Consider the following 20132-nt stretch of genomic DNA (forward strand, 5'->3'; position numbering starts at 1 on the left):
GGTTGAAGAAGATGATGCGGGGATACTGATGAACTGCGACGGCAAGCGCTATGCGCCGAGCAAGGCTTCCAGCCCGCCCGGGTCTCGGAGATTCAGGTCTACGACGGAACAGGCATCGCCGCCGAGCTGTCTACGCAGCAACTCGGCGATAGCGTAGCCCGCAGCAACGCAGCCGACGAACGGCGCGCCGACTGCGCGGCTTGCGAGGGTCGTGACACCACAGGGGTCGGCACCACCTGCAATTAGCGCCTGATAGGCGGGAGCCTGGGCCATGTCCGGGTTGACGGTATCTGCGGCCCACAGTGCGGCCGCGGACGACGGGCCGGGGAAGGTGCGCACGCGCATGGCGCGGAAGTCTCTGAAGCCCGAACCCAGCCCAGCATCGACGACCGTGCTGAAGCCGGCGCCCTCCACAACCCGTCGCGCCGCGGCGTTGTCGACGCCGAACAGGGCCAGCCGCGGCTCTGTCGGGTGCACGCGCTGCGTTTCGTCGAAGCGCCGCTCGACGATAGCGGTCGCATAGCCTCGTGCTTCGAGCCAGGATGCAGCCACTCGCGTCTTCCTGTGACCCATCTCCGCTGCAGTCGACAACATCGACGTCGATAGCGTGGACTTGGAAATAATGTCGACGTCTTGAAGGACGAGTGTCGCATTCGCCTCTGGCTTCATAAAGCCAAGCGTCCAGGCGTAGGCCTGACCTAGGTGCCCCAGACCCACCAGCCAAACTCCAGGCACCTTCACCCCGGCCATGGGCGGTGGGGTACCGTTTTCAAGACAACTTGGTGACCACAGCGACAGCGTTACCGCGCGGCGGCCCGCATAGGGGTTGTCGCACCGCAGGATGGAAAAGGCTTCGCTGACGGCGAGCCCAGCTGCTGCCACACACGCCGGCGCGAAGAAGCCGCCCGCGCCCGAAGACTTTGGACCAACGCCGTAGCGCCAACCGTCAGCCCACGGTTGAATCGCACGGTCATCGGCGACGGCCCCGACGGTAGTGTTGGCTGTAATGACAATCGCTGGCCATGCCTGTGCCTGCTCGCGCGAGACTGCCGTGACACCTACCCAAGCCGAAAACTCGCCCAGCATGAGACCAAGGAATCCAGGTGCGCGAAGGACCATGTCGCGAGGTGCGTCTATGTAAACGTTGCCCAGGAAGCTGCGCGAGGCCGCGTTGATGGCGGTGAGCGCGATGACCTGTGCCGAGACATCATCGACCACGCTTTGGTCCAGAACGATGCGAACACCGTATGCCGAGAACTTGGCTTGCGCTGCCTCGATTGTTACTGCCTCGCCGCTGTCGGCCAGCACCTTTGCCAACCGGTGAAATGAATCCGCATCCATCTTGTCGCTCCTAGAGAATCTTGATGAGCGCAGCGGCGTCGCTGCGGTAGTATGAATGCCAACGGCCCTCGCCTTGGTAAACGTTGAAGCTGATGTCTTTCGGCATCACCGGCCCCCGCGCGAAATTCGGTGCGATGAGCGCGATGTGGCCGGTCAAGGCAATCATTGGGTAAGCCCGGTCGGAGCGGCTTTGAGCCGGTCCATGCGGGTGCGTGTGGATGTCGGCTACGACTTCCAGCTGCCGGGTGGCGCAGCCTTCCCATAGGTGCGCGAACGCGCTGGAGTCGAGTCGCACGATGGGGTACTTCAGCGACTGCGGGTCAAGCTCGTCGTAAGTTAGCCAGTCGTAGACGACCTTTGCCGTGTCAGTCACACGCCCTAACAGGAAGGCACCCGACTCGCGGCGGCCTTGTCCGCGGTGATGCAGGTCACCCATCAGCGCGGACCACAGGCCGACCCCGAACTCAAGCGACTTCATAGGCGAGCTCATGGCTTTGCAGCACTTCGCAGACCGCTTCGATGTATTGCAGCAGTCCACGCGAGGGATTCCAGATGAGCCAAGGGTGCTCGGTCAGCCAGTTCGAATGTCCGGGAATGCTCTCCCGGTCACACGGCAGGTAGAGTGCCGCGCCGCCCTTCCAGCCAGGGTTGAAGACCTGCGATACACGGCCTCCACGCGGCCACAGTGCAGCCGGCAACTGCTGCTGCGACCCCGAATCCCAAAGAGTTGCACTGGGTGCAGCCTCGGGGTATCCGGTGCACTCGAAGCGCAGCGTGAAACGCCGTCCATCGCGCGCGCCGACCTCTATGTAGACCAGCGGCCACTGCACTTGGACGAGCCGCCAGCGACACTTTGCCGCCCCGGCCAGGAACCGGCCGGAGCACAGGTGCGTGTCAAGAGCTTCCTTGTCTCGCATCATCTCGCCCCTTAGCCGTTCACGCGGGGTGACGGGACCAAGTCGAATACGACACGATGCTGTGGCGCCTCGACCAAGGTGCCGATGTGCGTGTCGGCGTCTGGTCGGTTGTCGGTTCCGTGCACCTGCAGCATCATTTCCGTAGCGTCGGTCGGCGCGATGCCCAGCTCTTCCGTCGCCCAACGCTTGACGCGGCCTATAGTGGTGCTCGGGCGGAACGAACGGCGCACGTCACGGCCTGCGTACCGCACGATGACGTCGACTCCCTTGAGGCGGTGCAAGTGCACCCGCAGGCCCTCGGGGATGTGGGGCAACTTTTCAAACGACCGCTCGTCGTCCTCGTCTTCGACGAAGAGGAAAAACTCTTCGCCGCGACCTTCGCCCAGCTTGAGCAGGCATGCCTCATGAAGCTTGGCGTGGCCCGCATCCGACTCGATTTCAACGACCTCGATGTCACGCAGCAACTCTGACTGCAGAAAAACATTAACCTTCATGATGAAGTCCTTTTCTCGGTGACCGCGGGAATCGCGGCCTTCTACTGCTTAAACCGAGGTGACTTCATCAAAAAGAAAGGCGTCGACTCAAAAACTCTTTGAAGGCTTGATAGATGGTGTGCCTACATCGACGGCCGAGTCGGGCAGAACGTCATATAGGCGCAACGCTTACAGTGTCTGCCGACCTTTGGCTCCCGATTGCCCGCGAAGAACCGCTGTACCGCGGCGAATGCCGCAGTTTTTTCGATTGCACCGCTCGGCTCGAACGATTCCTTCTTGGCACCCAACAGGCTGTGAATAGTCACGCCGCGGGCCCTGACGGGCTGAAGGTCGTTGAGCATGGGGCGGAGCAACTGGGCTGCCTTTGTCAGGTCACTGCCAGAGAATCTAATTAGTTCCAGGGCGGGCCGCCCCGCTGATGCATTGAGCAGCATCCAGTTCAGGCGAATCGTCAAACCGTTAATCGATGTAACCGGCTCTACGAATGCACCCGCGGAGGCCTTGATGATGGCCAATCCATCCCAGAACACCGCGGTGGCATGCGTCCATAGCTGCAAGTCTTCTGTATGAGAAGGAAGCTTGCGACTCTCCCATTCCGCCATGAATGCCTCTTTGGGTGAAGAGCCTGGCTTCTGCGCAAGCGCCTTAAGGGCAGCCATGACAGCCCATCGCGCCTTTATTGCAATGTCTACCCCTTGCTCGCCGGCGAGCCGCAGCTCAAAGCGATACCAGTGCTGCAGGGGACATCGCACGAACGTCTCGAATTCGTCAAATGGCAACGGCTCCGTTAGTGGGGGCCGCGGAATGGGTGCCTGTCCAGCTGGGGCTGTCACTGTCCCATTAAACGAAAGTGCCCTGACCGGAGCTGATGGAGGGCTCAGCTGTGGTGCCCCCTTGCGAGTGTCCTCGCCGTTCTGGTACATAAACAGACGTTTGCGAGCTCGCGACAGCGCGACGTAGAGCAAGTTATTCCGCTCGACCGTTGCCTCGAAGTTCCAGGTCTCCTGGGAGCTGCGCAAGACCTCGGGAGGAACGAGCCGTGAGGCCTCGGACGGTGATTCCCAGTAGCGACCCTTTGGGCCATAGTCGTCCGTATTCACGTTGTTCACGTGGACGGAATCAAATTCGAGGCCCTTGCTGCCGTGAATCGAGAGTAGTCGCACGGCATCAATTGCAGCGACCTCTGCAGGCAGCTCGCGCTCGGAATAGGTTTCACCGATGCGCTGCCGCAGTTGCTGACGTAACAGGAACCTAGGCAGGGTCGGGAATTTACGCTCACCGTCGCCTGTCCGCGTGGCATACGCGAATTGCCAGAGAGCGATTCGCAAGGAGTGCGCCTCGATGGATACATCCGCGCGGGGTGGATAACCGAAGCGATGCTCCAGCAGCAAGTCGCAAACGAAGCCCCATGGGTTGGACCGTCGCCATTGACCATTCAATAGCCTGGCAATCGTCACAAGCACCGACCGTGATTGTGGTGAGAGGTCCTCCGGCAAATCGTCGAGCCATGCCCCACGTTGCAGCAAGGGGTCTTCCTCGCACAGCTCCATCAGCTTCTGGAAGTCTTCGAAATCGACGGCGAGGCGCGCGTCCCCCATCAGCCCCACAAGCGCCCGCGGCAATCGCTCCACCATAAGCTGCATCAAGCACAGTAGCGTCTTCACCTCGGGGCGCTGAGCCAGTTCGCCAATGTGCAGGACCGGGATGCCGACCCTGCGGAGTCCGGCTGCCACCATGCCGAGCTCGTAGTTCCAGCGGTTGAGTACAGCCTGCTTGCCGAAAGGCACTCCTTCAGAATGAAGCTCATGTATCCCCGCCGCGATTGCATCTGGCATGGAGACGAACGGAAAGCATGACACCAGGGTGGGGGGATGTCCATTCGGTCCTGAAGTGGCCGTCGTATTCTCCAGCTTGAGCGACGTGGTTTCGAGGATATGCCGCTTCCCGGCCTGCTTCACGAGCTCCAGGATTTCACTGGAGCTACGCCGATTGAAGGCCAGCGGATACGTTTTAATCTTACCGCTACCAGCCTGCGCTTCGAAGCGTTCGTTGAACTTCGTCAAACTGTGCACGGAAGCGCCGCGCCAATGATGAATCGCCTGACGCACATCGCCGACGACCCAGAGCGACTTGGCGTTTTTCGCCAACTGCGAGATGAGCTCGACCATCGCATGCGTGACATCCTGATACTCGTCGACCAGTACGTGTTGGAACTTGTCTGCAAGCTCGCTGTACTGCGGACGGTCTTGCTCAATGGCCTTGGCAGGCTTTGCGACCAAGTCGACGAAATCCACCATTTTCCGTTCGCGTAGCGCTCGCTCGTAGCATTCGTAGAGACTCGCGACATCTTCGCGGCATTCTCTTCGACCCGGCTCGGCAGTCGGTAGACCTTGAATGGCTAGTCGATACGCCTCCGGCGAGACCATCTCTTCCTTCAACCGCTTGATGCTATTGACGACATCTGGCAGCCAGTCATAGGGGTCCTGGACGCGCCGGTAGTGGGTGAGCTCAACCTTGGGCAGCTCCTGGTTGAGTATCGTGATTGCATTGAGCCTGTCCGCCACCTTGAGGTCGGACTCCAAGCCGAAGCACTGGTGGTACTTACGCAGGAAATCCAGTCCGAACGCATGGAAAGTGCCGGCCCACACGTCCGATGCGCGATGGATATTCGCGTCGCGCAACCTGTCGACGAGCTCGAACGCCGCCTTGTTGGTGAACGTTAGAACGAGGATGTGGCTCGGGTCGACAGCTTTTTCATCAATCAGGTAGCGAATCCGGTGAACCAGCGTCGACGTCTTGCCGGAACCAGGCCCGGCAACGACGTTGACATAGCGCTCAGGCGCCTGAATGGCAAGCAGCTGGTCCAGACTGGGAGGATGCTGGGTCCTTGCCTCGGGCGCCAACACAACATTCGGCAGCATGACCGCGTCCAGCATCTGCTGACGCACGATTTCGAGGTGGATGCCCAAGTCGCGTGCGGCCTTCCGGGGTCCGACACCGGCGTCATGTAGCACGCGCGCAACCTCACGCGGAAGCATAAGCTCGCGCGCAAAGACGTTCGCTCTGAGCTCCAACCGTTCGCGCGCCCCATAGGCTTCGACTGAGATAACTGCCGGTGTGCCCTCAGCGTCGGTCAGCGAGCTCAACGAGGCTATTGCGACTTCTTCCTGCGACTCGTCGAGAATAAAGTGGCCAAGCTCATGAGCGACTAGGTAAGCCTGCTCAGCTACACCGATATCCTTACGGACGTAGATATAGTCTTCCTTGCGTCTGAGGATGGCATCCCCGTTCGAGAGTTCCGCAGCGCCTTTCGGAACATATTCGACTCCCAGGGAAAGCTTCGCCGCAATTGGGTCGGGCGTCAGGAACTCACTGACGTGCACTGCCTCACCCGCACGGTCGTCGAGGAGCTTCCTTCGCAGAGCGACTGCTTGCTCTCGTGCACGCTGAAAGGGATTCATGTCATTTCTCGTCAGCGAACTTCAAGAGTCTTGCCGTTTCCTCTGCTGAGAGGTCCTGCTCTCGAACTGATTCCTCCCATGTGTTCGGCTGTGTCGCAAGCTTTGGTTTGCCGTGACCAGCCTTGAATGCTGGTACCGGTGTCGTAGCGAAATTTCGTCTGAAAACCTCTGCCAACGCGGTAGCTGGCTCCTCAAAGAATGCAGACAATGCGTCCAACAACTTGCCAGGTGCTTTCGTGCGACCCGACAGGACTCCATTGAGCAGCGTCGCGTAGGGACCTATGCCAATCTTCTGCGCTGCCCCTTTTCTGGCCGCGCCCTTGAGCGAGTTCACCTTCTGCTGGGCTGATTCAAGGCTATGGCTGGGTACCTGATGGAACCTGCTCAGTGCCTTGCTGACCGTGCGGCTCGCCAATTCGGCATCGAACACATAGTCCTCATCGGAAGCGTCGGCCGCATCGCCGGCCATGCGCACTATTGCCGCATCGGCGATGTTCGAAGCGTGTTGCGGGTATTTGTTCACCAGCGCCTTCCAGTCTTTGGTGGTCGGGTGTTCGTGTTCGCTCAGGAACTGAGCGATAAGGCGTTCGGCCTCGTTCTTGTTGATGTCGGTCATTCCAGTTCTCCGAGGAGCTTCGTCAAAGCTCGCTGATGATGTTGATTGGCTGTTGGGATGGAGCAGCCGAGCAGTTCTGCGACCTTCCTCCATTCGTACTTGCACTCAGTTCGGAAGTAGAAGGCATCACGCTCCTTGCGGGGCAGTGCCATCAGCGCGACCCGCACTCTTGCGGTCGTCTGAGTCCGAATTGCGGCTTCTTCTGGCGTTTCGGCTCCTGTGTCCTCCTCCGCAGCGATGGCAGGGTCCTCTCCCTGTTCGTCGGTCACTGTCATGGCGTCGACCGATTGCATGCTGTTCTTCAGCCGCAGTTGATGTCGCATGAAGTCATCGACCCGGTCGCGCACGAAGACTGCGAAGCGCACCTCACAGTTCGACACAGGGCTAGTGTCGGCGAGCAGGCTCTCCCACACGTAATCAATGGTGTCTGCGACCATGGTACTGCCGCGCTTGACCACATCGCCCCAGGCGCTCATACCCCGCAAACGTTTCCCGGCGAGAATTTGGATGCGACGGTTCAGTTCGGCCACGGCTTCGTCCACCACGCGCTCCGTTTCTCGGTACCGAGTTCGGATAAGCGTTGCCAGCACCTCGGAAGCAAGGTGATTCGCATGTTCATGATTTCCGATGCCGATGCGACGCTTCAGCTCGGCGGCGTCAAGGCCATGGACGATTTTCAGCTGCTGTTCATGGTCCGGGTCGCGTGCTCGCATGCAAATCTCGCTTTCAGGAAACGGTTCATGTTTTCTCTCCCACGCTTTCAAAACCGATGTGAGCGCGGGAAAAAGAAAATCCCATGATTGAAGAATGGGTATTGTCCATCGAACGGACCACGTACGCAGTCTAGCAAGTGAGTATCGTGAACCAGTCAGTTTCGTATACCGGTGCGGCCCTTTTCGGACGCCCCAAGGCTCAGCTGCTCTTGCGGCAATCCCCTCCAATAGCGTACATGATGAGCTGTACTTTGCCCGGCTGGGAATTTCACAGGTAGGACAACAAACGGGGTCGGCCAACGTCTGCTGTTGGTCGAGTCCGGGTACTCCTTTGATTGAAATCAGGGCCATAAAGTTGACAGTTGGTCTACCGACGCCGATGTCAGGTATCGGTCAGGCAATTTGAATTTCTGTGGACTCGCTACCGCTGTTTTGCGGGTGCCCGGTTCAGACCCTCTGCCAATCGTCGACTTTCGGTACTACCTCCTCCAAACGGCCTTGGCATATGTCGGTCGACTGTCGGCAAAGTGGCATTAATTCACTCCAAATCTATTTGACTATGACCATTGGTTGTGTTCAAAACCGCAGGACTGCATGGACTTCATGCGCCAGTACCCTTCGGATCGGCTGCAGGCAGAGGCAAAGTTGCCCAATGAACATACTCTGATTAGCTGAGAGCGAGCTACCCATTCATCATGACCCGGCGAAAGCACTATCACGTCTACGTGGTTGAACTGTCCAAGGATGTGCTGTTGAACGCCCGGTTTATGCGATCCAACCCCAACTATCTTCACGGCAAGCCCTGTGTCTATGTCGGCATGACAGGTCTGGATCCGGATGTACGTTTTGACAAACACAAAGCAGGAATCCAGGCCAACCGCTTTGTTCAGGAGTTCGGCCTGCGCTTAGTGCCGGAGCTTTACACGCTGTACAACCCGTTGACTTATGACGAAGCCAAGAGTCTCGAAGTCGAACTGGGCATTGATCTGCGTGAGGGTGGCTATGGGGTCTGGCAGGCGTGATGCTTGCTTAACTTTGGATAACTGATCAACCAACTGCGCCTCCGTTAAGCTAACCCATGTCCAAAAGAAGCGTCCGCAGGTTATTTGCCCACCGTCAATTCATGCGCTTTTGGTTCTCCAGACTTGCCGGCGTGAGCGCCAATCAAATGTTGATGGTGGGGGTGGCCTGGCACATGTATGACATCACCTCCAGTGCCTGGGATCTCGGTTTGGTGGGATTGTTTCAGTTTGTACCTGCCCTTGTTCTGATGCTGCCTGCAGGGCACACTGCCGACCGATTTCATCGAGGTCGCATCTTTGCGGCCTGCATGGGCATTCAGGCGGTGGTGGCGTTGGCGCTGATCTTCGCCACCCAGTTCCACTTTGCCTCACGCGAGTTGATTCTTGGCATTTCGGTGTTGTTGGGGGTGGCTCGTGCCTTCCAGATGCCAGCACAACAGGCATTGACCCCTCAGCTTGTGCCGCAGGACATGCTGCAAAGTGCGCTAGCTTTGAGCTCCAGCGGCATGCAGGTGGCCATCATTGGTGGACCAGCACTTGGCGGCATGCTGTACACGACAGGGGCCACAACCGTCTATGTCACTTGCGCTCTCCTGCTTCTGGTGTCTGCCATGCTGGCCTTGCTGGTGCGCTACCAGCACCAGCAAGCCCATCTGGCCGCCACCTGGCAGACTGTTCTCGCTGGATTCACCTTTGTCTGGCACCGCAAGGTCTTGCTGGGTGCAACTTCACTGGACTTGTTTGCGGTGCTGCTCGGTGGTGCCACGGCCTTGCTGCCGATTTATGCACGGGACATCCTGCATACCGGGCCAATCGGGCTAGGGGTGTTGCGATCTGCTCCGGCCGTGGGTGCACTGATGATGTCGCTGGCGATCATGCGCTGGCCGCTGACCAGACACGTGGGGCGCCGGCTGTTGGCGGCTGTTGCCATTTTTGGCGTGGCCACCATTGTCTTTGGACTATCCAGCCATTTTGGGCTGTCGCTGGTGGCACTGGCGATTGCCGGGGCCGCCGACAGCATCAGCGTGGTGACGCGATCAACCCTGGTTCAGTTGGAAACACCCAACGAGATGCGGGGCCGGGTGTCGGCGGTCAACTCGATGTTCATTGGTGCCTCCAACCAGTTGGGGGAATTCGAGTCGGGAGCCACTGCAGCCCTGTTTGGCGCGGTGGGCTCTGTGGTCATTGGAGGTGTCGGTACGGTATTGATTGCTGCGGGATGGTTCAGGCTGTTTCCGGCGCTGGCAAGGCGGGATCGGATGGGGCCGACGGTTGCTGCTTGAAGGAGGCAGATACATGGATGTCTGCTTTCGGGTACCAAATTCGCCGTCCACTATGACTGCCTTGGGCACGTAGTTCACGGCCACGACCGACGGCTGTATGGTCGCCCAATTTGATCAAAGTCCCAACGTCAGTTCTGGGGCGAGCATTTTGAGCCGATGGTCGGCTTGTGACGCTGCACTGCAGAAGTACACTCGGCTCAGAAGTGGTTATTGATTTTGCCGGTCTGAGTTGATGTGGGTGGGCAACAGGTCGTTAATCTTCGTTGCCCATGATATCCATCACCGAACGTGAAAATCAGTCGATCAAATTCGCTGACCATACTCACCTGCTTCTGGAGAATGCCTGGCTTGTTTGGAGAAAAGCAAAGAACAACCCATTCACCTCGACCGCAGCACCATCTGGTTCTTGTTCATTGAGATGTCAAATTTCGACAGGAACGACTGACCCAATAGAGCCTCGTCTTCATTGCCAAGGCTCAGGCCAACGCCTACTTTGACGTTGGTGACGTTTACAGGTCCCACGGACACGCCCACACCCTCCACAACGCGCCCGCGTCGATCACCATTTGCCGTTTTGAATGTAGTGGGCACGCCGCCGAGAATGAACGCCTTCTGGGCAAACTTTTCACTCACACTCACCAGGGATGCCCCGGTATCAACCATGAACTTGACCTCTTTGCCGTTGATGATGCCCGCGGTGTAGAAATGGCCGTCCTGTGACCTGTTGATCACCAAATCACCGTTGGCCAGCACCTGCGCTTGCTTGGGCTTTAGATAGTGCGTCATCAACACGTACAAAAGCCCCATGACCGCAAACCAAAAGATCATCATCGGAATGAGCCCGGTCTTTGTCGGTGACGCGGCTTTTGAAGTCATATTTTTGCGCGAAAACGTAGAGAATTTGGCCCGCGTTTCGTCAATCTGACGCTGCTTCTCCCGCTCACGCTGTGCTTCTCGATACCAGTCCCTGTCTTCCATTCCCATGACTATTTCTCTATCCGTATTTGTTTATTAGGGGGGCAGCTATTCTTGCCAGTTTCGTCATTAGGCGCCTTTTCATCAGCGCGACGCTCCGCCAGTTTCGCAGCAAGGGAAAACATGGCGTCACCGGTGCCCAATGACCTTAATCAAGGTAGTTAATTCGAAAAATTGGATCCCAATATCTCTCCTGCGCACCCACTTCTCATGGCCGATTGGAGCCATCGGCCTGCAAGTCAAGCCGTGAAATAACCGCTGTAACTCTGATCAATAGGTTCGTACTTGGAAGGTGCAAGCCAGGCATGTCCACCCTGTGTCAGGGCGCTCGTATAGCCCCAGGCCGCAATTTGACGGCTGACCTGAACATCTGCAATCATTCCCGCAGCCTGCCCAATCTCGGTAAGCGAATCGGCATGGTGCCCGAGCCGATCCAGCCACCGCTCCAGGAGCGGCCCCGCCGCCAGGGTGTCCGATTTGCTTCTATTGCAAGCCGGATGGGCCAGCACAAAATTGTGCGCCAGGTCCCGCGGATATTGCGAAAACGGAACGAAGTGGTCGACATCTGCATTGGTCAAGATGGTCCCACAGTAGAAGCATTTTTCCCCATCAAGTTTGCGCAGCCCTGAAGCCATGGCCAGCAGCGACTGGCGGGAGGCGGCGAAGAGAAAGTCTTCAAGGTCATCAGCTTGCCCAAGAATGCTGATGTTTCTGCGGTTGCTTTTGATGTGGTTGACCCAGTGCGAGCGCGCCAGTTGTTGCACCAAAGGCTGGAAGCGTCGCAGACAGTACATAACCCCTGGTTTGAGTTTTACCTTGCCGAGTCCGGCGCGCTCAAAAAGGAACACGTCAGTCATGCCACCGAAATTCTGCAGGTAATTAAGTGGTTGTGCCGATACTGTCTGCGCCACCGAACCCAGAAGCGCCTGGTACTCAGGCAAAGCGCGTGCAAGTTGGGGGGTGCCGACGCCATGCTTCATGCGAAAGGCGGCAATTGCTGAAATCACGGCGGCCTGTGTGCCGTTATTTTGAATCAGTATGCCCGGTGTGGCGTTAACCAGCCCGGTTCCGTAGGGCAGGGCCTGGCGCCAGTAAATCTGAATAAACCGCTCGCCAATCTGGCGGGTTGAGAGTGCGAGTTCACCACCGTCATCCGCCCCCAACTCAACCGCCAAGTCGGCCAGCGCAATCAGCAGCGCGAATTTGTAGGTTGCTGTGAAATCGCTTTCGCTGAATAGCCGCTGGAGCTTCGACAGGAACAGCAGTTGGCCCTCAGCGGACGGGAGCTGATGCAGCACAGGGTTACCTCTGCGTCCAGTAGTCAGCCTTGTCGGGAATCACCCAGCGTACGCCACCACGCGGGTCGACCAGGTCGCCGTCATACCTTGGAATGAGATGAATATGCAGGTGTGGGACCGTCTGCCCCGCTGCTGCGCCATCATTGATGCCGATGTTGTAGCCATCTGGCTGGTGCACGTTTGACACCAGGTCCTTCGCCCGATCGAGTAACTTGAAAAGGGCCGCACGCTCAATGTCCGTTATCTCGAAGAAGGAGGCGACGTGTCGCTTTGGAATGACCAGGCTGTGGCCAGGGGACACTGGGAAACCATCCAGAATCAATATGGCGTGTTCATTTTCTTCGACGATTCGGCTGTCAGGAAGCGTGCAAAAGGGACATGGCTTGGGCGTGGCAGTCATGAAGAAATTTTCCGAAATGAGGCGCGAAAGTCGATGGGTTCAAGATTGAGTTGCTTCGAGACATCGCCTCGCAGCATGTACAACAAGGGGGTCGTGCGGAACTGGAAAACTCGGTACAGATGAAATGCATCCCCGGTTTCCTGGGAGAAGTCGAGCTCATTGCGACTGATGATGAACGCAGAGGTGTGGGCCCCATTGGTCGTCTTGACCTCAATGTACCGCGCTTGGTCGCTCGAGTCATACGAAAGAATGTCGTAACCGGCACCATCACCCAAGCGGTCCGATATCCAGTCAACCCGCTGGAACAGCTCTGGCATGCCAGCCTCCTGCAGGCGCTGCTGCTCAAATCCCAGCACCCATTGTTCCCCTGTTCGCCCGAGCTTGCGATTTGATTCGTCGCGTGCAGCAAAATCAACTTTGCGAGGCAGGCGTATTTTCGGAGCCGACGGGACAAGCTGCACCACGGCACTCATCGCCGGCGCATCCACAACCACGGCCTTGAATTGCATGTCAGCGGGTGATTTCACATCTTCCAGGCCGTCAACGACATGGCTTACCAGGTCGGCCTTGTCGAGGATGAACTTTTGAACTGCCTTTCGCAGCAGGAGCTGGCTGTTGTCTCGGGGCTTGTAACCCGAAATAAAAGGAAGGTCCATGCCGTGCAGCACCGCGCTGACGTTCTGGTGCTTGAGTTCAACCGAGGCCTTGCTACGCGCTTTTAGAACCTGGCGCAATGTGGCGTTTCGTTCAGTTTTGCTGTATTTCTCCTGTCTGGCTTCGAGCAGCAGCATGTCGAAATAGGCCGCCACGGTGGCGTCCACCTCTTGCTGCGACCAGTCCTCCCCAATGCGCACCACCTCGAAGCCCAAGCTTTGAAGCTTCGGGGTCACTGTCGCCTCCCCACCCGAAAAATCTGCGGGTTTTAAGGGCCCTTGTGCGGGATGCTGAAATCCAAAGGCGGCGCCAACAATGGCTTTCGAGTCACACAACTCACCGTTTGCTGGATTTCGAACCATGAAGTCACGCGACTTGCCGAACCCATACCGAAGGAGAAAAGCGGTACGACCAAGTTGACTGAACTCATCAAGCGCAGATTGAACCGCTGACGGGCTTTGGAGGCGGGAAAGTTCAGAGGCCACGGTCGGCTCCCTTGTGCTCTTCCCACCTGATGTTCCCCATGTCATCTGAGGTGCTCATCAACTTCTCCCTTTTGTAAACGTATGGCGTTCATGACGCCAGAAGACACATTAACACGGTGAGCGTTGGACGGATGACTAGGGCGCAGTCTATAGTCGATGCCACCATGCAGACCGACCTCACTGATCAGCAAATTGAACACTTGAAAACGACTCAAGCGGTTCTTTTACTGTTTGGTGGACCCCAGTGCGCCGTGTGCCAGGCCATCAAGCCCAAGCTTGAAAACCTGATGACACAACGACATCCCGAGATTGCTTTGGTCTATGTCGACTGTGTGACCAGTTCAGCCATTTGCGCCCAGCACGGCGTTTTCACGCTACCAGTGGTGCAGTTTTATATCGAAGGGCGTTTGTACCTGGAGCGCGGCAGAAGTTTTAGTCTGGTCGAATTGAGCGACCAAATAGAGCGCCTAGTTCTTTTGTGGAAAGCTGCTGCGGGGTAGCTTTAAGACCCTGGCTGAAATCAACTTCTTGGATGCACCCCTGGCAAAAACTCAATGCCAGTTCTGCGCACCAACTCGTCATAGCTGATGGGCGCACTCACCCGTGCCCAGTCGGTATTTTCAAGCCAGTGTGCCCAAGCCCGCTGGGTGGTTGGGTCGTAAACCAGCTTGAAAAGATGACTGGGCACTGCCACACCGGCGCCAACGGTGCACGCCTGAGCGTCGTAACTGCGCGGCGCCAGGAATCCGGCCGTCTCGACCGCTTGCGAGACGATTTGTGAATTGGAGGCTGGAATTGCGAGGTTTTGCTCAGCCAGCATCCGCTTCGCCGCCAGTACAAACGGGCAGGATTGGGGCATGTACGCGGGGCCGGTGATGACGTAAACATTGCCCTTGGCACGGTGCGCGTAGGCCCGAGTCGCCTTTTCCAGCCCAGCCCAAGTCTTTGAATTGTTGACTGGTGACTGCGGCACCATGTTGGCCAGGCTGAAGCTCTGCGCCATCGAGTCTTCGTTTTCAGCGTCGGCGGCGGCGAATTGGTGACCGCGTTGAAAGGTGCTGCCTTGGTAGTCATCGAGGGTCGCCTTCTCAGCGCCAGGCAGTCGCGCATCGGCGAAGAATTTATTGGTGCGCTTCAGACCCTTGGAAGCATCAATGCGCTCCCGACTCAAAACTTCAGCCGAGTAAACCGGCGTCTTGGTCATGCCGGAATGCAGAACTGCAAACCCTGTGAAGCACAGAGCGCGCGCACGCTGCTCCTTTAGATTCGGAACAATAGGTGATTCGCCGTTGGCGAAGTTCTCTCTGCACTCTCCAAAATTTCCCGTAGCGGCGGGTAAAGCAACATCAGAATGCGGAGCCGTCTTACGGGCTCCAGCTGCCTTGTCTGGATTGAGAGCGTACGACTCAAGAGCCTTGAGAACCTGGGTGGGCAGGTCAAAACCGTGGCTCTGCGGGGCCAACGAAACGGCGGCCAGCAGCAGTGCGGCCTTGAAGATTTGCATGCGGTTTTTACGGGGCTTAGTTGTACACTGGATAAATGTACAGCATCGAATCACGTATTTCATTAAACACACGACCTATTGCGGTCACGGCAGCGTCCCCTGCCTGGGCGCAATCAGTGCTCAATTCGGTCTAAGCTGGATTCCAATCGCCAGCAGAAGACCACGCCAGCGAGCGTGTCGACCTCACCAAAATTCTGATCAAGCACCCAATAGCGACGTACTTGATGCGTGTGCGTTGCGCCTCCATGCGTGAAGCAGGCATCGACGTCGGCGATGTGGTGCTGGTTTGTTGGCTCCGATGTCGTCGTGACCAATTTTCGCTGGCTGTGCGGATCATGGACTGACGAGGCATTCATTGGGGGATCACGCGTCAAACTGAAATCGGCCCACCCCCACCTAGTCAAATCCGCGTCGGCGCCAACAGTGTTGCTTTTATTAGCGTTGATTGTCTCGCTGTTTCGATTAAACAAACTTTATGCATTTATGCTTTATGGTATGCTTAAAGCATGAAAAATGCGGAATTATTAGCTCGTACAGAGCGGGCACGACGTATCTGTAAGACCCGTGGAGTCACACAGGCGCAAATTGCTGATGATTTGGGGGCTAGCCAGTCCCAAGTCAGCCGAATTCTCAAGGGTCAGGGTTTACGCGCGTCACGCCTCGCAGAGGAGGTTTGCTTATATGTCGAGAAATTTGAGGGCGGTGTAACTGCTGATTCGGTAAGAGGTAACGAAGAGCTAGTGAACGCGCTGGCGGTCACTTGGAACGGTTCTGCTACGCACGCCCGAGCGTTGTCATCCGTGATTCGCTCTTTGTGCGCATTGGGTCCAAGCAATTCCAAAATTTCATCGGAAGGAACTACGGTATGACTATGCTGTTCAGGCCAACGCCATTGCCCGAAGAATTGGATCGAGGTTATCTGGGTCGCATCAAGCGGATAAATGGCTTTCAATCCGAAAAAGAAACCGTCGCAGCCATGATCAGTCAATTCGGGATGCAGCTCATTTCTCGGCGTGAGCTCTCATGTTTGGAGTTACTCAGTTTGATGGCAAACCAGCCGCTAGAGCAGTTCGCTAGGTATCACTCAACCATTCCGATCAGGCGCGCTATCACGTCCTCTTTGCCGGATCTCCCGCATGGGAGCACGACACGACGTTCGCTTTTATGTAACTTCGGTATGGTCGCCGTTCGCCCTGGAGCATATTTTTGCACCAAGTGTGTGTCCGAAGATGTGGCGTTCCATGGTGTTAGCTATTGGCGTCGCGACCATCAGGTACCCGGTCAGCTTTGGTGCCCTAAGCACGTAATACCCCTCAACTATCTGGAAAACGATGAAGCCTTTCTACGGTCTCCGTCAAACTGTATTGCAGATGCTGAAACCGTCCCAGCGGCGTGGGTTGACGGGGCTCGGGACAACGAGCATGTGAGTAGGTTCACTGGCATAGCGTCCGGGTTGTTCGAGCGCACATCTCCGCTTGACGTCAAATTCGTGGCGCTTGCGTTGCGCAAGCGAGCGATGAGCCTGGGATTAAATACCGTCGCGACCCCAGTTAAAAATAAACCGTTGCTGAGTGACCTCATTCGAGATTCGTTCCCAGCTCCTTGGCTGGCGACGGTATTCCCGAGCCTCGTAGACAAAGTCAAAGGGCAGATTCTGAACCGGGTTGACGGTGTTCTCTATATGGCCACCTCCGCGTCATCGGTTTGGTCATATATTCTGGCCGCATCAGTTTTGTATGCATCGGCCGACGAAGCGCTAAATGGCCTCTTTTCAGCTCGCAAGGACTTTATCGATGAGCCAAAGCGGAAGAGGAGCGCGCGCGGTACTTTAGATAGACAAGTGCTTGTTACTGCGTACATCGAGTGCAAAGGTCGCCAAGTCCTTGTGGCCGAGCGCTTGGCATTGCCTCTTCATCAGGCAGTTTCTATGCTTCGTGAGGCGGGGCTTCCGAACCTGGTTCTCGGTCGCTCCGACGGGAAAAATTCGACAGCTGCTGCCGATGCGTTTTACCTTGATGAAAAGTCGTTCGACGAAAGCGCACGTGCTGGGGGCTTGACGGCCTCTGAAATGGCGGCACTTGTTCGATGTTCCGGTGTGGATTTCAAATCGACGCTGTCAGCGATGGCCGGGCAGCGGTCAACGCGAGGTACCGGCGTAAGGCGTACAAGAGGGTTAATGCCGCAGGAAGCGAGAAATTACTTCGAAAAATCCACAGGGGAAACTGGACACCCGTCCGGATCAGTCTGACTCAGAATTAGACGCAGTTACGATGGGGTTAGCGAAATTTGAAACCGCTAAAGCTATCGTCATTGACGAAACGCGTACAGTTTCAAAAAAGTCTGTTGGTCGAGGATAGCCTTTGTCAATGCGAATCCGCAGTCATTTTCAAACCGTGACACTGTAAATTTGACGACTACTCGATGGAGAATGCATCATTTTTCAAACTTTGACACGAACAACGGCCACGGCAAACGAATGTAACCTATTGATTCGTAATAACCACCTTTCCAAACATTGACACCGACTGCCTAGCGCCACTTGTCGGACTTCAGGCTCCAGCCCCAGCCTATTCAAACACTTGCGGTTTCTCCGGTGCGCCAGCACCTGCGGTGGCGGGCGTGGTGGACGGCAGTTCAACATGCCTGACCGGCTGGCTCTGAGCACCAATGAAGGATTCAAGCGATCTGAACAGATCGTCAAAAATGTCCGGGCCGACAGCCTCCTCCATAAGCTGGTACTGCAAATCGATTAACGGCGCCATTTCGCGCACCAGTTGATCTCCTTTCGCTGCCAACCGGACCCCAACCCGCCTTTGATCACCTGCCACCCGGCTGCGTTGAATCAGCTCCAGCGCTTCCATGCGCGCCAATACACCCGCCATGCTGGCGCTATGGATCTGGCACAGACTGCATATTTCACGGGGTTCAAGCTGATCATGCTCATCCAGGGAGCGCAGGATTCGCCACTGCTGATCGGTCAGGCCGTAGTGATTGAGGATCGGACGGAAATGCGCCATCAGGCACTCCCGCGCTTTCAGAAAGAGCTGGGGCAGGTTGCGGTACGCAATTCGAGGCTTCAAACGGGACTCCATGACGCATCTTTGCTTACTAATATATTAGTGATTAAACTACTAACATGTTAGTAAGTTTTTTCAGTAGCCGGATCCGAACAGAGGGCGCGGGCAGGATGCTCAGAGATCGGTCATGCGCGCTCAAGACCTTCCTGCTGCGGCGGCGCTCCATTCTTTTGCGGATTCTGCCATTGTTGAACGGGGACGCGGTGCTTGCCACCTGGCCTCCTGCGGTGCTGGCGCCAATCAACCATCGCCTGACCTAAGGGCAAAAAATCAACTAAAGAGGAACGAAAAAATGCACAGAAATATGGACAGCCGCATCCGCTTGCCGTTTTTGAAAGAGCGCGTGACCAGCGCCGCCAAGGCAGCCGAATGGATACAGGACGGCATGACGATAGGCATGAGCGGCTTTACCCGCGCGGGCGACGCCAAGGTCGTGCCCCTGGCGCTGGCCGAACGGGCGCGCCATGAAAAGCTGAAAATCACATTGATGACCGGTGCCTCCCTGGGCAGTGATGTCGACAGGACGCTGACCGAAGCGGGTGTGCTGGCCCGGCGTATCCCGTTCCAGGCCGATCCGGTGTTGCGCGCCGCCATCAACCGGGGTGAGGTGATGTATGTCGATCAGCACTTGTCGGAAACGGTTGAACTGCTGCGCACCCGGCAGATGGCACCGATCGACATCGCCATCATCGAGGCCATCGCCATCACCGAGAGCGGCGCCATCATCCCGACCACGTCGGTCGGCAACAGTGCCAGTTTTGCGATTCTGGCGGACAAGGTGATTGTTGAAATCAACCTCACCCAGTCGCTGGAACTCGAAGGCTTGCACGACATCTTCATCCCCAAGCACCGCCCGCGGCGCGAACCGATGCCTTTGATGACGCCGTATGACCGCATCGGCAGCACCGCGATCGAGATTCCGCCCGAAAAAATCGTGGCCATCGTCTTCACGGAAAAGCTCGACAGTTCCTCCACCATCCTGCCGCCCGACACGGAGACGGCGGCCATCGCGGCGCATCTGGTGAATTTTTTCAAGGAAGAAGTGGCACAAGGGCGCTTGAGCGAGAGCTTGCTGCCCATGCAGGCCGGCATCGGCACCATTGCCAACGCGGTGATGGCAGGGTTTATTGACAGCCCGTTCAAGCGCCTGACGATGTATTCCGAGGTGTTGCAAGACTCCACCTTTGACCTGTTCGATGCCGGCAAGCTCGACTTTGCGTCCGGCTCCTCGATCACCTTGTCGGCGGAAAAAAGCCGGCAAGTGTTCAACGACATCGGCAAGTACAAGGACCGGCTGGTGTTGCGTCCGCAAGAAGTCAGCAACCACCCCGAAATCATCCGGCGCCTGGGGCTCATCGCGATCAACACCGCGCTGGAAGCCGACATCTATGGCAACGTCAACTCCACCCATGTGCTGGGCACGCACATGATGAACGGCATTGGCGGCTCGGGCGACTTTGCGCGCAACGCCTACCTGTCGGTGTTTGCGACCAAGTCGATTGCCAAGGGCGGCAAGATATCGAGCATCGTGCCGATGGTGTCGCATGTGGACCATACCGAACACGACGTGGACATCATCGTCACCGAAGTCGGCCTGGCCGATCTGCGTGGTCTGGCACCGCGCGAGCGTGCCGACATCATCATTGACCGATGCGTGGCACAACCCTACCGGCAAATGTTGCAGGCTTACGTGGCGCGCGCGAAACAGCGTGGCGGCCACACGCCCCATATTCTGGAGGAAGCGCTCTCGTGGCATACCCGCTACCGCGACACGGGCTCCATGCTGACCAGCCAGATCACGCCCGATATCGGTTCTTACGAGAAAAGTGTTTCGCTATCTATTTAATAGCGTTTAAACTAATAAACACGGGGGCTGGTGGCTGATTCATTAT

General features: G+C 57.1%; 19 protein-coding genes and 1 pseudogene. 7 read left to right on the forward strand and 13 right to left on the reverse strand.

From position 1 onward, the window contains the following. Window positions 1-48: 48 nt before the first annotated feature. The 7 genes from RFER_RS06020 to RFER_RS06050 form a co-directional block, all read right to left on the reverse strand. The gene (locus RFER_RS06020) at window positions 49-1341 is read right to left on the reverse strand and encodes a hypothetical protein (RefSeq protein ID WP_011463502.1); all 1293 of its coding nucleotides are present in this window, start codon (window positions 1339-1341) and stop codon (window positions 49-51) included. Window positions 1342-1351: 10 nt separating this feature from the next. Next, a complete protein-coding gene (locus RFER_RS06025; protein ID WP_041790257.1) occupies window positions 1352-1831 on the reverse strand; it encodes a Mov34/MPN/PAD-1 family protein in 480 nt (159 codons plus the stop codon). Beyond that, window positions 1806-2258: a DUF7665 family protein gene (locus RFER_RS06030; protein WP_244095817.1), complete on the reverse strand. Its 453-nt coding sequence runs from the start codon at window positions 2256-2258 to the stop codon at window positions 1806-1808. The genes RFER_RS06025 and RFER_RS06030 overlap by 26 nt, the downstream gene beginning before the upstream one ends. Before the next feature lie 11 nt (window positions 2259-2269). Further along, entirely contained in the window at window positions 2270-2752 is a 483-nt protein-coding gene (locus tag RFER_RS06035) for a hypothetical protein (RefSeq protein WP_011463505.1), read from the reverse strand. 122 nt (window positions 2753-2874) lie between these two features. Further along, window positions 2875-6213: a UvrD-helicase domain-containing protein gene (locus RFER_RS06040; RefSeq protein ID WP_011463506.1), complete on the reverse strand. Its 3339-nt coding sequence runs from the start codon at window positions 6211-6213 to the stop codon at window positions 2875-2877. A gap of 1 nt (window position 6214) precedes the next feature. Further along, window positions 6215-6829: a hypothetical protein gene (locus RFER_RS06045; protein WP_011463507.1), complete on the reverse strand. Its 615-nt coding sequence runs from the start codon at window positions 6827-6829 to the stop codon at window positions 6215-6217. Further along, on the reverse strand, window positions 6826-7542 hold the full coding sequence (locus RFER_RS06050) for a sigma-70 family RNA polymerase sigma factor (RefSeq protein WP_041790260.1): 717 nt from the start codon (window positions 7540-7542) through the stop codon (window positions 6826-6828). Before RFER_RS06050 ends, RFER_RS06045 begins: the two co-directional genes overlap by 4 nt. 695 nt (window positions 7543-8237) lie before the next feature. Here RFER_RS06050 and RFER_RS06055 point away from each other — a divergent pair. Together RFER_RS06055 and RFER_RS06060 are read left to right on the forward strand one after the other, a co-directional pair. Next, window positions 8238-8564: a hypothetical protein gene (locus RFER_RS06055; RefSeq protein WP_011463285.1), complete on the forward strand. Its 327-nt coding sequence runs from the start codon at window positions 8238-8240 to the stop codon at window positions 8562-8564. Between the two features lie 56 nt (window positions 8565-8620). Then, window positions 8621-9847: an MFS transporter gene (locus RFER_RS06060; RefSeq protein WP_011463509.1), complete on the forward strand. Its 1227-nt coding sequence runs from the start codon at window positions 8621-8623 to the stop codon at window positions 9845-9847. 378 nt (window positions 9848-10225) lie between these two features. Here RFER_RS06060 and RFER_RS06065 read toward each other — a convergent pair whose 3' ends face one another. The 4 genes from RFER_RS06065 to RFER_RS06080 form a co-directional block, all read right to left on the reverse strand. After that, a complete protein-coding gene (locus RFER_RS06065) occupies window positions 10226-10831 on the reverse strand; it encodes a retropepsin-like aspartic protease family protein (RefSeq protein ID WP_084795449.1) in 606 nt (201 codons plus the stop codon). A 230-nt stretch (window positions 10832-11061) separates the two neighbouring features. Next, on the reverse strand, window positions 11062-12120 hold the full coding sequence (locus tag RFER_RS06070) for an HNH endonuclease (RefSeq protein WP_011463511.1): 1059 nt from the start codon (window positions 12118-12120) through the stop codon (window positions 11062-11064). 4 nt (window positions 12121-12124) lie between these two features. Further along, window positions 12125-12520 (reverse strand): HIT family protein, encoded by a 396-nt coding sequence (locus RFER_RS06075; protein WP_011463512.1) that lies wholly within the window; start codon window positions 12518-12520, stop codon window positions 12125-12127. Continuing rightward, entirely contained in the window at window positions 12517-13704 is a 1188-nt protein-coding gene (locus tag RFER_RS06080; RefSeq protein ID WP_011463513.1) for a DUF3883 domain-containing protein, read from the reverse strand. Before RFER_RS06080 ends, RFER_RS06075 begins: the two co-directional genes overlap by 4 nt. Before the next feature lie 119 nt (window positions 13705-13823). Between RFER_RS06080 and RFER_RS06085 the strand changes: the two genes are divergently transcribed. Continuing rightward, window positions 13824-14159, forward strand: coding sequence for a thioredoxin family protein (locus tag RFER_RS06085; protein WP_041791577.1), 336 nt, complete (start codon window positions 13824-13826; stop codon window positions 14157-14159). A gap of 20 nt (window positions 14160-14179) precedes the next feature. Here the strand turns inward: RFER_RS06085 and RFER_RS22910 are convergent, their stop codons facing one another. Then, the gene (locus RFER_RS22910; protein ID WP_011463515.1) at window positions 14180-15226 is read right to left on the reverse strand and encodes a DNA/RNA non-specific endonuclease; all 1047 of its coding nucleotides are present in this window, start codon (window positions 15224-15226) and stop codon (window positions 14180-14182) included. Between the two features lie 83 nt (window positions 15227-15309). Here RFER_RS22910 and RFER_RS25025 point away from each other — a divergent pair. The 3 genes and pseudogenes from RFER_RS25025 to RFER_RS06095 form a co-directional block, all read left to right on the forward strand. Beyond that, window positions 15310-15507: pseudogene (locus RFER_RS25025) on the forward strand (peptidase); the annotation flags it as partial. Between the two features lie 162 nt (window positions 15508-15669). Continuing rightward, complete coding sequence (locus RFER_RS25030; protein WP_084795452.1) at window positions 15670-16032, forward strand: helix-turn-helix domain-containing protein; 363 nt, start codon at window positions 15670-15672, stop codon at window positions 16030-16032. After that, the gene (locus tag RFER_RS06095; RefSeq protein WP_041790265.1) at window positions 16029-17411 is read left to right on the forward strand and encodes a TniQ family protein; all 1383 of its coding nucleotides are present in this window, start codon (window positions 16029-16031) and stop codon (window positions 17409-17411) included. Before RFER_RS25030 ends, RFER_RS06095 begins: the two co-directional genes overlap by 4 nt. A 319-nt stretch (window positions 17412-17730) precedes the next feature. Here the strand turns inward: RFER_RS06095 and hpaR are convergent, their stop codons facing one another. Continuing rightward, window positions 17731-18243, reverse strand: coding sequence for a homoprotocatechuate degradation operon regulator HpaR (hpaR, locus tag RFER_RS06100; RefSeq protein ID WP_166485681.1), 513 nt, complete (start codon window positions 18241-18243; stop codon window positions 17731-17733). Between the two features lie 289 nt (window positions 18244-18532). On the opposite strand from hpaR, the gene RFER_RS06105 reads away from it, so the two are divergent. Beyond that, the gene (locus RFER_RS06105) at window positions 18533-20086 is read left to right on the forward strand and encodes an acetyl-CoA hydrolase/transferase family protein (protein WP_011463518.1); all 1554 of its coding nucleotides are present in this window, start codon (window positions 18533-18535) and stop codon (window positions 20084-20086) included. Window positions 20087-20132: the final 46 nt, after the last annotated feature.

This window comes from Rhodoferax ferrireducens T118, assembly GCF_000013605.1.
Classification (GTDB): Bacteria; Pseudomonadota; Gammaproteobacteria; order Burkholderiales; family Burkholderiaceae_C; genus Rhodoferax; species Rhodoferax ferrireducens.